At 38.6% G+C, this 15,477-nt stretch carries 15 protein-coding genes; 6 read left to right on the top strand and 9 right to left on the bottom strand.

Annotated features, from left to right (window positions below; genetic code table 11):
* The 3 genes from E0W68_RS10800 to E0W68_RS10790 form a co-directional block, all read left to right on the top strand.
* Nucleotides 1–658: T9SS type B sorting domain-containing protein (locus E0W68_RS10800; protein WP_135219440.1), on the top strand; the 658-nt coding region annotated here is incomplete at its 5' end.
* A 248-nt stretch (nt 659–906) separates the two neighbouring features.
* Entirely contained in the window at nt 907–1,902 is a 996-nt protein-coding gene (locus tag E0W68_RS10795) for a PorP/SprF family type IX secretion system membrane protein (RefSeq protein ID WP_135219439.1), read from the top strand.
* A gap of 66 nt (nt 1,903–1,968) precedes the next feature.
* Complete coding sequence (locus E0W68_RS10790) at nt 1,969–2,478, top strand: gamma carbonic anhydrase family protein (RefSeq protein WP_135219438.1); 510 nt, start codon at nt 1,969–1,971, stop codon at nt 2,476–2,478.
* 14 nt (nt 2,479–2,492) lie between these two features.
* On the opposite strand, the gene murI is transcribed toward E0W68_RS10790, so the two are convergent.
* From murI to E0W68_RS10750, 8 genes are all read right to left on the bottom strand, one after another.
* Nucleotides 2,493–3,275, bottom strand: coding sequence for a glutamate racemase (gene murI / locus E0W68_RS10785; protein WP_135219437.1), 783 nt, complete (start codon nt 3,273–3,275; stop codon nt 2,493–2,495).
* A 76-nt stretch (nt 3,276–3,351) separates the two neighbouring features.
* Complete coding sequence (locus tag E0W68_RS10780; RefSeq protein WP_135219446.1) at nt 3,352–3,861, bottom strand: OmpH family outer membrane protein; 510 nt, start codon at nt 3,859–3,861, stop codon at nt 3,352–3,354.
* 40 nt (nt 3,862–3,901) lie between these two features.
* The gene (locus tag E0W68_RS10775) at nt 3,902–4,957 is read right to left on the bottom strand and encodes an OmpH family outer membrane protein (protein ID WP_135219436.1); all 1,056 of its coding nucleotides are present in this window, start codon (nt 4,955–4,957) and stop codon (nt 3,902–3,904) included.
* Between the two features lie 42 nt (nt 4,958–4,999).
* Nucleotides 5,000–7,717: a BamA/OMP85 family outer membrane protein gene (locus tag E0W68_RS10770; RefSeq protein ID WP_192824563.1), complete on the bottom strand. Its 2,718-nt coding sequence runs from the start codon at nt 7,715–7,717 to the stop codon at nt 5,000–5,002.
* The gene (locus tag E0W68_RS10765) at nt 7,650–8,390 is read right to left on the bottom strand and encodes an isoprenyl transferase (protein ID WP_135219435.1); all 741 of its coding nucleotides are present in this window, start codon (nt 8,388–8,390) and stop codon (nt 7,650–7,652) included. The genes E0W68_RS10770 and E0W68_RS10765 overlap by 68 nt, the downstream gene beginning before the upstream one ends.
* Before the next feature lie 4 nt (nt 8,391–8,394).
* Complete coding sequence (gene porG / locus E0W68_RS10760) at nt 8,395–9,072, bottom strand: type IX secretion system protein PorG (protein ID WP_135219434.1); 678 nt, start codon at nt 9,070–9,072, stop codon at nt 8,395–8,397.
* A gap of 155 nt (nt 9,073–9,227) precedes the next feature.
* Nucleotides 9,228–10,112, bottom strand: coding sequence for an NAD kinase (locus E0W68_RS10755; RefSeq protein WP_135219433.1), 885 nt, complete (start codon nt 10,110–10,112; stop codon nt 9,228–9,230).
* Nucleotides 10,113–10,121: 9 nt separating this feature from the next.
* On the bottom strand, nt 10,122–10,781 hold the full coding sequence (locus E0W68_RS10750; RefSeq protein WP_135219432.1) for a CBS domain-containing protein: 660 nt from the start codon (nt 10,779–10,781) through the stop codon (nt 10,122–10,124).
* A gap of 103 nt (nt 10,782–10,884) precedes the next feature.
* Between E0W68_RS10750 and E0W68_RS10745 the strand changes: the two genes are divergently transcribed.
* Nucleotides 10,885–11,598, top strand: coding sequence for a pyridoxine 5'-phosphate synthase (locus E0W68_RS10745; RefSeq protein ID WP_135219431.1), 714 nt, complete (start codon nt 10,885–10,887; stop codon nt 11,596–11,598).
* 3 nt (nt 11,599–11,601) lie between these two features.
* Nucleotides 11,602–12,369: an alpha/beta fold hydrolase gene (locus E0W68_RS10740; RefSeq protein WP_135219430.1), complete on the top strand. Its 768-nt coding sequence runs from the start codon at nt 11,602–11,604 to the stop codon at nt 12,367–12,369.
* Here the strand turns inward: E0W68_RS10740 and E0W68_RS10735 are convergent.
* Entirely contained in the window at nt 12,366–13,931 is a 1,566-nt protein-coding gene (locus E0W68_RS10735; protein ID WP_135219429.1) for an AsmA family protein, read from the bottom strand. The genes E0W68_RS10740 and E0W68_RS10735 overlap by 4 nt on opposite strands.
* Before the next feature lie 289 nt (nt 13,932–14,220).
* On the opposite strand from E0W68_RS10735, the gene E0W68_RS10730 reads away from it, so the two are divergent.
* A complete protein-coding gene (locus tag E0W68_RS10730; protein WP_135219428.1) occupies nt 14,221–15,468 on the top strand; it encodes an OmpP1/FadL family transporter in 1,248 nt (415 codons plus the stop codon).
* Nucleotides 15,469–15,477 lie beyond the last annotated feature (9 nt).

Below are 15,477 nucleotides of genomic sequence, written 5' to 3'. Positions count from 1 at the left end.
AGAAGCCACCAATGCCGCAGGCTGTACCAGCTTCCCTATAGACCCGGTAACCGTAACACAAAGCGGACCCGCAAGCCCCATAGGCGTAGGCTTCACCGTAACCAATGCCTTTAGCGACAACCAAGTCATCACCATACAAGTACAAGGCTACGGCAACTACGAATACCAGTTAGAAGACGGCCCATGGCAAGACAGTAACATATTTACCAATGTAGTACCCCGAAGAACCCCGTACACCGTACACGTACGTGACAAAGACGCCTGTTCCGACTTCATCACCGACATCCCGGAAGTCAATGTAATCGACTACCCGAGATACTTTACCCCGAATGGCGACGGATACAATGACTACTGGAACATCTTCGGCTTATCCAGCCAGGGCGGCGCAGAGATATACATCTTTGACCGTTACGGCAAGCTGATCAAACAAATCAGTTCACAAAGTGAAGGATGGGACGGTACTTACAACGGCAGTCCACTACCAGCAGACGACTACTGGTTTACGGTAACCTTCAATGAAGAGACAATCAGTATACAGCCATTGAGAGATGCAAGCGGAGCCATTGTGAATGACCCTGTAACCAATGAACCGATTATGGTGGAAGTACCCTTAGAGCTTACTCGAGAATTTAAGGCGCACTTCTCGCTGAAACGATAAACTCAGGCCTATAAATATAAAATGCTGCCAATTACGGCAGCATTTTTTTAATATTATTAGTATTTAATTACCAACCTAACGCAAAAATTTATATATTTGACCGCTATGTAAAAACTGGAGGCAATAAATATTAGTTACTGTAAGTTATGATATTAGAAAGATACAGGGGGTAATGTTGTTTTGTATCATTTGGGGCATAGCTCATAATATATAAGGAAGTGCATTTTTCATTAAACGATAAGGTCAACATGAATTTTAAAAAATTTTATTTAATTTTTGGATTATTATTAGCACAGCTTTCTTTTTCTCAAGAAGGGATAGCCGTTTATTCCGATTATTTATCAGACAACTATTATTTATTACACCCATCGATGGCGGGAGCCGCAAATTGTGCTAAAATAAGACTTACTGCACGCCAACAATGGTTTGGTCAGGATGATGCTCCTCAATTACAAACGCTTAGTTTTAATGGTAGTGTAGGTCCGCAGTCGGGTATTGGTATTATAGCTTTTAATGATGTTAATGGTTATCATTCGCAAACCGGAGCAAAGGTAACTTATGCTCACCATATTCGTTTTTCAAGGAGTGATTATGATCTTAATCAGTTATCTTTTGGTATGAGTGCCGGATTGGTACAAAGCCGACTTGATGAGACTGAATTTGGTCCTGAGTTTGATCCTATTATTGATGGAGGTATGCAACAAAAAGATTCTTACTTTAATATTGATATAGGTGCTTCTTACCATTATCTTGATTTTTATGCTCATTTTACTGCTAAGAATGCTATTGCAAGTAAAAGGGATTTATATACTGATATTGAGAGCGATAACCTTAAAAAATATATTTTTAGTTTGGGTTATGTATTTGGTTTTCAAGATGCGCTACAGTGGGAGCCTTCTATAATGTTCCAAGCTGTGGATGAAACTAAAGAGCGAACTATAGATATTAACCTTAAGTTGTACAAAGAAATGGATTTTGGAAGACTTTGGGGAGGTTTATCATACAGGAGGAGTTTAGACGGTGCTCAGTATGTTGATAATAATGGTGGTGCAGTTGACCAGAATTTACAGTATTTTACTCCTATAATTGGTATTAACTATAAAAATTTCATGGTTGCTTATACGTATTCTTATTTAACAGGAGATGTTAAATTTGATAACAGTGGTTTCCACCAGATAACTTTGGGTATTAACCTGTTTTGTAAGAGAGAAAAATATGACTGTAATTGTCCTGCAGTTAATTAATTATAAAGTGATATTATTAGTTCTGTCCCGATATAACCTATCGGGACTATTTTTTTGTATTAAATTATGATTGTAAAAGAAGTAAACGGAAAGCATCCGCAAATACCTGATGATTGCTTTATTGCAGAAAATGCCACGATAGTGGGCGATGTTGTTTTGGGTACAGAGTGTAGTATATGGTTTAATGCTGTTTTGCGTGGCGATGTGCATTATATACATATTGGTAATAGAGTAAACATACAAGATGGCGCGGTTATACACTGCACTTATCAAAAGCATCCTACGGTTATTGGTAATAATGTATCTATAGGGCATAATGCTATTGTGCATGGCTGCACTGTAAAGGATAATGTATTGATAGGGATGGGCGCTATTGTTATGGACAATTGTATTATAGAGAGTAACTCAATAATTGCAGCAGGTGCTGTTGTTACTCAAAACACTATTGTTGAATCAGGCTCTATATATGCGGGCGTGCCGGCAAGAAAAGTGAAAGATATTGATGCTTCTGATTTTGCAGGGGAGATACAACGTATCTCCGGTAATTATATAATGTACTCTTCTTGGTTTAAATAAAGCCTTTACAGCGATTAAAAATCTTTTTGCAGCACTGTGTATTCTTTACTTACTATTGTTGTTAAAACATCAGGGTTGGCATTGGTATAAAAAATCTGATTGCTTTTTTGCATTCCTGTATTCAGCAGTCCGTATTTTTCTAATACTGCTTTTGTTTGTTTGGCAACAGCAAGCCCTGAATCTATTATTTTAACGGAATGGGGCAGTATTTTCTTTATTTGCGGTATAAGGTAGGGGTAGTGGCTACAACCAAGCACTAAGCAGTCTATATTCGCTTTTATCATAGGGTTAAGGTACGTTTGTAACAACTCGTCTATTTCATGTCCTCCCAGTTTGCCATCTTCTATAAGCTGTACCAAGCCATGTCCTACTTGTTCTATAACGGTTAGGTTTTTATAGGCTGCTACTGTTGTGTGAAAAAGTTCACTGTTAAGTGTGCCTTTAGTAGCCAGTATTCCTATAGTGCGGGTTCTTGTTTGCAATGCTGCGGGTTTAATAGCGGGCTCTATACCTATAAAGGGAACATCATACCGCTCTCTTAACTCTTTTATGGCATTGGTAGTGGCGGTGTTACAGGCTACCACTATGAGCTTGCAGTTTTGGTTAAGCAAAAACTCAGTGTTTTTACTACTGAGCTCTATTATTTCGTCTTTGCTTTTCTGTCCGTAAGGTGCATTTTTACTGTCAGCAAGGTATAGGGTATTTTCATTAGGCAAAAGGTTATGTATCTCTCTCCAGATGGATGTGCCTCCTATGCCCGAATCAAATAGACCTATGGGTTTTATGCTGTTATTCATACGGTAAAAATAATAAAAAAACGGCTCTTTAACAGAGCCGTTTTTTTATTATGATATTTCGTGTTTTTTATTGGACTTAAAAGCCCAGTTCTTTCTTAACGTCAGCAAGAAGATCCGGTCCGTCCGCCACTATAACGCCACTGCCTACAGTAGAGTCAAGTACATACTGGTAACCTTTTGCTTTAGCAACTTTTTGTATTGCTGCTTTAGCTTTTTCAAGAATAGGTTTTAATATTTCTTCTTGTTTCTTTTGCATGTCTTTAGAAGCGGTTTGCTGATACTGTTGTATTCTGTTGCCCATTTCCTGTACTTCCTGCGAACGTGTTTCGTTTATGGCATCGCTAACGGTAGCTGCTTCCTGGTCGTATTTTTTTATTTTATTTTGATACTCTTCTACCATAATTCTGTACTCGTTATCAAATGTTTTACCATAGTTTTCAAGCTGAGTGTTTGCAGCTTTCATTTCCGGCATAGCACCCATTAGCTCTGTTACATTGATATGCGCTACTTTAGCTTGTGCCGAAACTACCTGGCTTGTTCCGACAAAAAGTATTGCAGCGATTAATAAAGATTTTAATTGTTTCATCATTTAAGGTATTTATATTAATTTTTGTTTTGCTTTTATTCTATTCTTCATCAGTAGTTTCAGTGTCTGTAGTTGGGGTGGGTGTACTGTTTTTATTTTTTTCTTCCTCACGGGCTTTTTTGGCAGCTTCCCGGTCAGCTATTATTTTGGCTCTTCGCTCTTCGGCTGCTCTTTTCCTTTCTTCCAGTACTTTTTCTCTTGCTTCTCGTGCTGCCTGTGCAGCATCCTGTTTTTCTGTATTTTGGGCAGCATTGCTTTTCGGCTGCGGAGTTTCTTCTTCATCGGTAGAGGCAGGGTCATCAGTTGAATCTACATTGCCCTTATCCTCTGTATCCGGAGTTTTACCGCCATTTCTTTTTGCCTCTCTTTCTTTTAGCAGTTGCTCACGTCTTTCCTGATATTCTTTTCTTTTTGCTTCCTGTGCTGCTTTTCGTTCATCAATAGCACGCTGTCTTTCCGTCTTTCTGTCTTCCAGCTTTTTTTGTCTTTCCTGATACGCAGGGTCAGACTCTAAATCTTCTTGTGCATCCTTTTCTTCCAGTCTTTTAAGCTCTTTGCTGCTAAGCTGGCTTTGTTTTGCAGCCCTTGTAAGCAGGGCTACTACCCGGTCGCTAATATCATGCCTTTTGGCGGCAAACAGCATGGTAAGGTCAGATGATCTGTCAAAAACAAAATCATAATTTCTGGCTTCTGCCAAATCTTGTATTATAGTAAATACCTGATCTTGTATTGGTTTTACTAGAACTGATTTTTGACTGATAAGGTCGCCTGTAGGACCAAATCTTTTTAGCTGATAATCCAGTAATTCTTTTTCCTGAAATGCAATTTCTTCTTCGCGTTCCTCAATAAGTTCTTTAGTAAGCAATGCTTTTTCGGCTTTAAGGCTTTCTTTTAGTTTATTGATTTCGTTTCTTTTAACTTCAATCTCTTGTTTCCATTTTTGCGCTTTTTGCTCTAATTGATTTTTTGCTTCGGCATAATCCGGCACTTTGTCCAGAATGTACTCCATATCAATGTAGGCAATTTTCAGTCCTCTTTGGGCTGTTGCCGTCAGTGTCACAAAAATTGTAAATAATACTAAAAATATTTTTTTCATAACCTGTAATAATTACGTATTAGAAAATATCATGCCAGTTTTTTAAAATTGCTGCCCTATGATAAAGTGTGTCTCCCAACCATTCTTTTGAGTACCGCCCGGCAATGGGTCGAAACCATGACCAAAATCAATACCCAATAATCCGAATGCGGGCATAAACACCCTAAGACCAAATCCTGCCGAACGTTTGAGTGCAAACGGGTTATAGTCTGCAAATTCATCATATGAGGCTCCTGCTTCTGCAAATGTAAGAACATATATCGAAGCTTGAGGTTTTAATGTTATCGGGTAGCGCAATTCTAACGAAAATTTATTATATACCGTACCACCGTCATTAGATGACAATGCCTGGTTAGGATATCCTCTTAGCTGTATTACTTCGCGACCGTCTAATGCAAAGTTAGCCAATCCGTCACCACCTAAAAAGAATCTTTCAAACGGTACTAAGCCTCGTTCGGAGTTGTAAGCTCCCATGAAACCAAACTCTGCCAGAGAACGGAATACTAATTTATCATAAAGGCGGGTGTACCAGTCAGCCTTAAACTTTACCTTATAGTACTCAAGCCAGTTAAATTTCTTTTGGTCAACTTTTGCAGGGTCGGCTGCTGCCTCCTGGAAGGAAGCTACAGGGTAGCCGTCTTCATCAAGGTAAGCGCCTTCGGGTACTTGTACTATACTGCCGTCCGGTGCTTCTATCTGATATGGCTCTCCATTGTTTCTTAATTTGTATTTTTCCTGATTTTCAAGATCGCCATAATTTATACCGTTAAGGTAGGAATACGGTAATGTTGTTCTGAAACTTACGCTAACCAGTGAGCCATATATAGGGTATATAAGGCTGTTACCTCTGTTGTCCCGGCTAAGCTCTATAGTGTAGGCAAGGTTTCGCGAAGAGCCATCTCCAAAGGTAAATAATCCGGTGTTATAATTGTTAAGATTGTAATACTGGAAGGTTAATGAATGGGAAAGTGTAACCCTGTCGCTTATACCGCTTAGCCTTTTGGCAAGCCCCATGGTAATTGACGATATGGTGAAACTTTGCGATCTGTTTACATCTCTTGTCTGGAAATTATATAAAAATTGCCTGCTGTGCGATAACGAACTGAAGAATTGTATTGGTTTTTTCCCTCCAAGCCATGGCTCTGTAAACGAGAAGCTGTATGTTTGAAAATAGGTACTACCCTGTGCCCTTAGTGACAGCTTTTGCCCATCGCCCATAGGTATTGGTTTGTAAGCATCCTTTTTGAATAAATTACGCATGGAGAAGTTGTTGAACGACAGTCCCAGGGTACCAATAAAACCGCCACCGCCATAACCGCCTTGCAGTTCTATCTGGCTCGATCCTTTTTCGGTTACATGCCATTCTACATCTACAGTACCGCTTGCGGGGTCAGGGTTTTTAACATCAGGGCGAATGGTTTCAGGGTCAAAAAAGCCCAATGTACCAAGCCCCCTTACGGTGTTTACTACTTCTTCCTTATTCCATTTTTGTCCCGGTCTGGTAGTAAGCTCTCTATAAATAACGTGGTCGTTAGTCTTGTCATTACCCACAACGGTTATGTTGTTAAAGTAGGCTATAGGCCCTTCGGTAATTCTAATTTCAAAATCTATAGTGTCATTAGCCGTTCTTACCTCTACTGCATTAATGTTAGAGAAAAGGTAACCGTTGTTTTGATACAGGTTGGTAATATCTTCGCCGTCAGGTCTGTCTTTATCAGCTATCCTTTTTTGAAGTAATACGCCATTATATACATCTCCTTTTTTAATGCCTAATATCCTGTTTAGTTCCTGATTGGTATATACGGAATTACCTAAGAATTTAATTTCTCCGAAATAATATTTTTTCCCTTCTTCTATCGTAAGGTCTATGGCAACTTTGTTGTTTTTAGGGTTATATACTACCGTATCCGATGTTATACGTGCATCGCGGTATCCTTTTTCTTTATATTTTTCGACTACGTTGGCAAGGTCTTCTTTATACCTTTCGTTAGTAAACTTAGACGGGCTGAATATTCTGAGCGGATTTGGAAAGCCTTTCTCTTTTGTTTTCTTCATCGCTTTCTTAATCTTACGGTCAGATAATTGCTCGTTCCCGTTTATATTAATGTCAGATATCCTTACTTTTTTACCTTTATCTATATTGACCACCATTTTTACAGTATTGGTACTGTCAGGAATAACATTTATAGCTACTTTGGCTTTGTAAAAACCGTCTTTTTTATACTTGTTTTCTATATAGTTTTTAGTATTGGTAACAAGGTTTTCGTTAACAATTGTTCCTTTGGTAAGCTGGGTATCTTTTATAAGCGATTCGCGTTTTCCTTTTCTTACGCCTTGCATTTTTACATCGCTAAGTTTGGGCAGCTCGTTCAGGTTTAGTTCCAGATACAGGCTGTCGCCTTCTATTTTATTAGCATAAAAATTAATATCATTGAAAAGTCCCAGTTGCCATAATTTTTTAATAGCTGTACTTATCTCTTCGCCGGGTACATGTATGGTTTGTCCTTTTTCAAGACCTGTAAAGGTTAATACTGTATTTTCGTTATAGCTTATTTTTCCGGAAACGGTAATGTCGGCAAGTATATATTCTTTGCCGGGTTCAAGACCGTTGGTTTCCTGGGCAAAGGCAATATTGCCTGTTGCAAGTAATAAAAAGCCAAATAGGAGCTGAATACTCTTTTGGAACATTGGCTTATTTAATTTGTTCACTGGTTTTTCCAAATCTGCGTTCTCTTTTTTGATAACTGATAATTGCTTCATGTAAATCTTTTTCCCTGAAATCGGGCCATAAAATATCTGTATAATAAAATTCGGCATAAGCTACCTGCCATAGCAGAAAGTTGCTTATACGTTGTTCGCCGCTGGTTCTTATTACAAGATCCACATCCGGCAGGTTGCTGGTGTATAAATGCTGGTTTATGGTAGATTCACTGATGTCTGATATTTCGAGGTTATTGGTTTTTATTTTTTCGCTTATCGCTTTTACAGCCGATACTATCTCTTCTCTCGAGCCGTAGCTTAGCGCAAGGGTAAGTGTCATCCGGGTATTGTTTTTTGTGATTTCAATAACTTCGTCAAGTTGTTTCCTTGCCGATTCCGGTAACTGGTTTGTATTGCCTATTGTAGATAGTTTTATATTGTTGTTTTGCAGTGTGGGCAACTCGTTTTTTAATGAGTTTACCAGCAATTTCATAAGTGTGTCAACCTCCAGTTTAGGTCGGTTCCAGTTCTCTGTAGAAAAAGCATATAATGTAAGGTTTTCTATGCCCAGTTTTGCGGAGGCTTCTACTGTTTCGCGTACGGCCTTAGTACCATTTTCATGTCCAAAAACGCGAAGCATACCTTTTTGTTTTGCCCAACGACCGTTACCATCCATAATTATGGCAAGGTGTTTAGGTAGTCTATCGGTGTCTATTGTGGTGTTTTGATTCATAAAATTAGTTAGCGCAGTAGCAGGGTTTATTACCAAAGGTGTAGGTTAGTGTGAAGCCGGTAAAAACATACCAGTCGTTGCTTTCGAGGTTACCGAAACTAAGCTCTTCATAATCCGGGTGGTTGCTGCCATCCAAATTGTCCGTAAATGTATATCGTGCGCCCACTTCAAATCCTATTACAAAATTTTCAATCACATTGGTTTTAATACCTACCACCATAGGTATGGCAATACCTCCTTTACCATCTTCGGTATATACTCTGCCATTCTCTATACGTTTTTCGTCATACCTAAAATAGCTTAAACCGCTATATACGTATGGTGTAAGTTTTAAATCCGGCTCATGCAGGTTAAAATCAAAAAAGTTAAATTCAAGCCCTAAAGATAATTCTTTTACACTATTCTCAAACTCATAACCCCTTTGTTTTCTTCCTGATACTTCAGAGTCAGCATCGTTAGAACTGATCTTGCCGTAAGTATATGATATTCTCCATGAGTGTCTCGGACTGCGGTTCCATTTGTACATTATGCCCAATGCCACATCCTTTGGGGCAATATAATCCGTAGGACCAATATCGCCAATGTAATTACTGCCACCTACAAATACACCTAATTCGTTTATTTGTGCTTCAGTTTTTACACTCATTAAGATTAATACTATAACAAAAAAAATCCGGTTCATTCGTTCAAAATTGGGTGCAAATATAACAATATAGATTTCTAAAATCCCTTACATTGGTCATTTTACGTCTATATGCATATAATTTAATAAAATAATACTGTCTTGAAAACGAAAGAAGAGGCGGTGTAGTATATATGTACTGTAAAAATCTTGGTTTAATTTCTTTTGTCTTCGCCCCATAAAAGTTTTTTTCGGAGCGTGTCAAGAAACTTTTCCTGAGGAAATTCAACCAAATGAATTTTAAAATCTGTTTTTTTAATGCAAAGTTTGGTTTCCACATCTACTGATATTATTCGGGAATCCAACGATACCAAATGTTGCTCTTCACGGCTTGATACTCTTAGTTCAATATCCGTATCATCGGGTATTACAAGCGGGCGTGCATTAAGGTTGTGCGGTGCAATGGGGGTAATTACCAAACTGTTTACGCCCGGCATGAGTATAGGACCGCCACAGCTAAGGGAGTAGCCTGTAGAGCCTGTAGGGGTAGATATTATAAGCCCGTCAGCCCAGTAGGAGTTAAGGTAGTCGCCGTTAAGCCGCGTTTCTATCGTTATCATCGATGTGGTATCTTTACGGCTAACGGTAATTTCGTTAAGCGCATAATCAAGCTCTTCCAGTTCGCCTTGCTTGCCTTTATAATCTATAGTTAATAAAGTTCTGGATGATATATTATACTCTTTTGTAAAAATAAGGGGTAGTAATTGCTCTATGTTTTCCTGCTGTACGGTGGCAAGAAATCCGAGCCTTCCGGCATTAATGCCCAGTATGGGTATGTTTTTATCTCTCACATAGGTGGCTGCCCGCAGCATAGTACCATCGCCGCCAATGCTTATAAACATATCGAAGCCTGACTCCAGCTCTTTATGCGAGGCAAAAGTAGCAAAAGCAGCATCTATAAAGCTGTTTTCAATAAGAACATCATAAAAGTTTTTCTCAAAGGCAATTTCCGCATCGTGGCTGTTTAATATTTTCAGCACCGTTGCTATAATATCTTCAGTATTGTCTTTATAATATTGTCCGTAAACAGCAATTTTCATATATGAGAGTTAAATATTCAGGTATTTATCTAAGTAATCACTCCGGTCTTTCAGTGTGTTCAGGTAAACATCTTCCTGATGCTCAGAAATAATATCATAATTATACCTCCTGAAGGTTTGTATAATTTCGCTAAGCCCTCCGGTACTTATTTTTATGGTTATTTGCACCTTGTCAAGGTTTGCATCAGATACAAAAAGTCCTAATAACTTACTGTTGTTGCTCTCTACAATTTGTGCTGCCTCACTCATGCTGTAGTCTGCTATATTTTTTTCCACTACCAGTATGCCGCCATTTTCTTTCAGAAAAGGAGTTTCGTGAAAGAAACGTATTATGTCGGCTATTTCATAATAGCCTATATACTTGTTGTTGCTATCCAGTATAGGCATTACATTCGTTTCATTTTTAGCAAAAGCTTCCAGTACATCAAGCCAAATAGTAGTATCTCTCACAAAAAAGCGTCCGAGAGAAAAACGATCTTCACCCACTTTTTTTTCAATATCCATTAGCTCGGTATCTTCGGCATTAGCGCAACCTATATAAACGTCATCTTCCATAACAGGAAAGTGCGAAAACGGATATTCTGCAAACAAATCCTGTGCTACGGCAATAGAGTCGTTTGTGCGTAAAGGTTTTATGTCGTTATTGATAAAATCTGTAATATCAATCATGGGGGCAATACGGTTTTTATTTATGCAAAATAATCAAAAAATAAGGATATTCTGCCTTTTTAAGTTTGTATTTTTGTGATACAAAACCACATTTAACAAAGATATGGCAAAACTGAGTGTAAACATAAATAAAATAGCCACATTACGTAACTCCAGAGGCGGGAATGTGCCCGACTTACTAAAAGTGGCTGCCGATGTGCAACGCTTTGGTGCACAAGGTGTAACCATACACCCACGACCTGATGAAAGACACATTCGCTATCAGGATGCGCGCGACCTTGTGCCGATAGTGCATACCGAATATAATATAGAAGGAAACCCTGTGCGAAAGTTTATTGACCTGGTGCTGGAGGTAAAGCCCACACAGGTAACCCTTGTGCCCGATGCCGATGATGCCATAACAAGCAATGCGGGTTGGGATACGGTGAAGCATAAGAGCTTTTTGCAGGAGGTAATACAGGAGTTTAAGCAAAACGGCATACGTACCTCTATATTTGTAGATCCGGTATCGAAAATGGTAGAAGGAGCAAAAGCTACGGGTACTGACAGGATAGAGCTTTATACCGAAGCCTATGCGCACCAATATGGTTTGGGTAATAAAGATGGGATTCAACCCTATGTTGAGGCAGCGCAGGTGGCTAACCAACTGGAAATGGGGATAAATGCAGGGCACGACCTGAGTTTGGATAACATACAGTATTTTAAACAAAATATACCCGGCTTGCTCGAGGTATCCATAGGGCATGCCCTGATAGCCGAATCGTTATATTTGGGATTGGAAAATGTAGTAAATATGTATTTACAAAAATTGAAATAGAATATGCTTGAATCAAGAATAGAAGGAACAGGAAAACCGTTTGTTATACTGCACGGCTTTTTAGGAATGTCGGACAACTGGAAAACCCTTTCGGGAGATTATGCTGAAAAGGGTTATGAAGTGCATGCCTTAGATATGCGAAATCATGGTAAAAGTTTCCATTCGGATGAATTTAATTATGATGTTATGGCGCAGGATATACTTAAATATTGTGAAGGGCATAATCTTGAAAAGATAGATTTGATGGGGCACTCTATGGGAGGCAAGGCAGCTATGTTTTTTGCGATGACATACCCTGAAAAAGTGAATAAGCTTATCATAGCCGATATTGGTACAAAGTATTACCGACCGCACCATCAGGATATACTGGCAGGGCTTTCCGCTGTCGATTTTTCGCAAAAACCGTCACGCAGCGATGTGGAAGAGGTGCTGAAAGAGTATGTGCCCGATTTTGGTACACGGCAGTTTTTAATGAAAAGCCTGTACTGGAAAATGCAGGGGCAGCTTGCTTTTAGATTTAATCTTGATGTGTTTAATAAAAATCCTGAAAATATAGGAGAGGCGTTGCCCGAAGCTGCTGTGTATAACGGCGAAACGCTTTTCTTGAAAGGAGAAAAATCCAATTATATAAATGAGGAAGATACAGAAGGTATTAAAAAACATTTTCCGAATGCGGAGATTGTAACGATAAAAAATGCAGGGCACTGGCTGCATGCCGAAAATTCGGAAGATTTTTTGAGAGAAACATTAGCATTTCTTAATCAGGGTTAATCATCGTTCCCTGTAAGGAGCGAGGGGAGTATGGTGTTTTTTAACCCCTGCTGTAAAAAACGCCACAAAAAGTTAAAGACTGATTTGTTTTTTACCCTTTCGGCGGTAACCTCAGTATTTTTTATATTGCCGTTACTGTCGTTTTTTACAACCAAATTGCCAACAAAAGAGAGTAGCTTATTTTTGTTGTTACTGTCCTTTTTCAGTATTTCAACCTTAAGGTTGTCATAACGTATCGCAAAACTCCCTGTCGATTTTTCTCGGTTTCCATTAAATGTAAAATCTACTCCGGTAATATTACCCGATGTTTTGGCATTCATTAACCCTTTCGTCACGGTGTTAAGCTGTGCGGCATCCAAGTTTTGCAATCCCCCTTCTATAGTAAAAGCATCGGAAGTATCAGTTATATTAAAAAACCAATGCACTTGTAGCGGAGATTGTTTCATAAACATGGCTTGCACATCTATAACGGTATTGGGTATTTCTTTTTTCCCGACAGGGCTGTACAAATTATAAACACTGGCATAAAAATCAGAAAACAAAACTTTTCCGGGTGCTTCGTCATAAGTCAGTTGTTCCTCATAAACTATTGCCGATTTTTTCAGCATAAGCGTATCTACCTTCAGGTCAAAATCAAGCTCGCGAAGCATCTGGCTGTACAGTTTTTTCGTTTTCAGGTCATCTTTTACCATTTTGCCCCTGTATATATTGGCATCCATATTTTCTATGCTTAGCTTCGGGATATGCACAAAAAGGGTGTCGTTATTATATCCCCAGTCATTTTCAGGAACATCAATTTTAGCTGCGCTTATGGTAAACTGGTCGCGCTCTACAGGTATCATTTGGTTAAATTGTGCCCTGCTTTGCTGCGGTATAAGTTTAAAACCGGAGGCAGAAAATACATCTTTGTCTTTTTTGATATGAGTAAGGGTTATGTTGTAGAATGTATTGACTTTGTAAAAAACGCTGTCGCAGCTAAGGCTGTAATTTTTATACCGCACGGGTATTTCTTTAGTAACAGAGGTGCTGTCTATAGTTGTATTGTTTATTTCGAAATTAATGTTACTTGCCTTTGCCGTAATATTATGCAGAGAATCCAGCATACGGAATTTTCCTTTTTTTATCTCTATTCTTTGCGTAGTAATAGTGTTTTCAAAAGGTTTTATAAAGTCATCCTCAGTGTTATATTTCTTATCTTTAGGATATAGTGTAAGCTCCGGGGTATCTATTGTCACATTTTTAACCTTAATGCGGTTTTGCCACAATAACGCCCACAAGTTAAACCCTTCTACTTTTACCTGTTTTACCTTGCCAAAAGCGCCTTTATTCATTTTTACAGACAAACTGTCTTTAGGCGAAATATAGGCATTGTGTACTGTAAAACTGCCCGAAACGAGCCGTACATCAATGTCTTCATAGTTTATATTATACGGAAAATCTTTCTGAGCGTATAGTATTCCGGGCAGTTTTTGGGTTACCCAATACTTTATACCAAAGTTTATAAGCAGCAGTAAAGCAATAATACAGCCCAGTATAATGGAGGCTTTTTTTAAAAAACGCATTTTTTTTAAGGTTTATAACCAGAAAGGTACATATTATATTTTCAATCGATTAATTTTTAAGTTTTTATTAGTAATTCTTAAAATAATAGGTTTTGGGATATTACTGAGATATATTGTATTTTATCAAAATTTTAACACTAATACTTGCTAATTATGTAATTTATGATTTATAGTTTTAAATAATAAATATTATGATTGCATAATAAATTACCTAAAAATATTGTATAATTCATATTTTATGCTAATTTTGAAATAAGAATATGAAATGAAAAACTAACACATTTTTACAATGAGAAAACTATTATCTTTAACAGTTGCGGCTTTAACAGCTTCCTCTGCTTTTGCAGGAGGATATCGCGTTGCCCTGCAGGGTCAAAAGCAATTGGCTATGGGGCATACCGGGGTAGCGGTTGTAAACAGTGCCGAGGTGATGTTCTTTAACCCTTCGGGTATGGCATTCCTTGAAGACCGTTTTAATGTATCGATTGGTGGTAACGCCCTTTTTGCACGAACTAAATTCCAAAATGAAACGTATAACTGGAAAGCTTCTACCGAAAACTTCGGTACACCATTTACTGCCTATGTTTCTTACAGAGTGAACGATTGGTTATCGGCAGGTGTTGCCGTATATACGCCATACGGAAGTGCGGTAGAGTGGGATGAAGACTGGCAGGGGTCGCACTTGGTAAACGATATAGACCTTCAGGCTGTATATATACAACCAACGGTATCCGTAAAGCTAAGCGACAGGTTTAGTGTAGGTGGAGGACCTATATATGTAACAGGAAGCGTAAACTTTAACAGAAACCTCACCAGAAGCCTTACTAACGAGGAAGGCGAAAGATCTGACCTTACCATTGATGCATCCGGTGTAACAGCTTGGGGGTGGACAGCAGGTTTTATGTTTAACCCTATAGATGATTTAATGCTTGGGTTTAACTACCGCTCTGAAATTACTATGGAAGCGCGCGATGGCGATGCTACTTTTAACGACCTTCCTGCTTTTGCAGAAGGTACATATACCAATACTACTTTTAGTGCCGATCTTCCGCTTCCTGCCGAACTTGCAGTAGGTTTTTCGTATAAGGTAACTGATAAATGGCTGGTAGCTGTTGATTATAACCGTGCTTACTGGAATGCGTACAAGTCCCTTGATGTGAGTTTCGGTAACGATACCCCAACATCTGTTAACCCTCGTAACTATAAAGATGCAAGTACGTACCGAGTGGGTACACAGTATGTGCCTAACGAAAAATTTGCTTTCCGTGCCGGTTGGTATTTTGACGAAAGCCCTGTGCGCGACGGTTATTTTGCTCCTGAAACTCCAAGAAACGATTCTATGGGCTTTACAGGTGGTTTAACATATCAAATTAACAAAAAACTGGGTGTTGACTTTTCGTTCCTTTACCTTCACTTTGATGAAGTTGATAATTCATACGACCATTATTCAGAAGGTACTCAGGATAATGTTTCTTTTGGGGGTACTTATAAAAATGTGGTATTCTCTCCGGGCGTTGGTTTAACCTACAGTTTCTAAAAAAAGATG

This window comes from Flavobacterium salilacus subsp. salilacus, from assembly GCF_004634195.1.
In the GTDB taxonomy this organism is placed as follows: domain Bacteria; phylum Bacteroidota; class Bacteroidia; order Flavobacteriales; family Flavobacteriaceae; genus Flavobacterium; species Flavobacterium salilacus.
This window is presented reverse-complemented; position numbering and strand designations above follow the sequence as displayed.

Coding starts and splice junctions, on each gene's coding strand:
- E0W68_RS10795 (WP_135219439.1), top strand. CDS start 907: ATGAATTTTAAAAAATTTTATTTAATTTTTGGATTATTATTAGCACAG.
- E0W68_RS10790 (WP_135219438.1), top strand. CDS start 1,969: ATGATTGTAAAAGAAGTAAACGGAAAGCATCCGCAAATACCTGATGAT.
- murI (WP_135219437.1), bottom strand. CDS start 3,275: ATGAATAACAGCATAAAACCCATAGGTCTATTTGATTCGGGCATAGGA.
- E0W68_RS10780 (WP_135219446.1), bottom strand. CDS start 3,861: ATGAAACAATTAAAATCTTTATTAATCGCTGCAATACTTTTTGTCGGA.
- E0W68_RS10775 (WP_135219436.1), bottom strand. CDS start 4,957: ATGAAAAAAATATTTTTAGTATTATTTACAATTTTTGTGACACTGACG.
- E0W68_RS10770 (WP_192824563.1), bottom strand. CDS start 7,717: ATGAAGCAATTATCAGTTATCAAAAAAGAGAACGCAGATTTGGAAAAA.
- E0W68_RS10765 (WP_135219435.1), bottom strand. CDS start 8,390: ATGAATCAAAACACCACAATAGACACCGATAGACTACCTAAACACCTT.
- porG (WP_135219434.1), bottom strand. CDS start 9,072: ATGAACCGGATTTTTTTTGTTATAGTATTAATCTTAATGAGTGTAAAA.
- E0W68_RS10755 (WP_135219433.1), bottom strand. CDS start 10,112: ATGAAAATTGCTGTTTACGGACAATATTATAAAGACAATACTGAAGAT.
- E0W68_RS10750 (WP_135219432.1), bottom strand. CDS start 10,781: ATGATTGATATTACAGATTTTATCAATAACGACATAAAACCTTTACGC.
- E0W68_RS10745 (WP_135219431.1), top strand. CDS start 10,885: ATGGCAAAACTGAGTGTAAACATAAATAAAATAGCCACATTACGTAAC.
- E0W68_RS10740 (WP_135219430.1), top strand. CDS start 11,602: ATGCTTGAATCAAGAATAGAAGGAACAGGAAAACCGTTTGTTATACTG.
- E0W68_RS10735 (WP_135219429.1), bottom strand. CDS start 13,931: ATGCGTTTTTTAAAAAAAGCCTCCATTATACTGGGCTGTATTATTGCT.
- E0W68_RS10730 (WP_135219428.1), top strand. CDS start 14,221: ATGAGAAAACTATTATCTTTAACAGTTGCGGCTTTAACAGCTTCCTCT.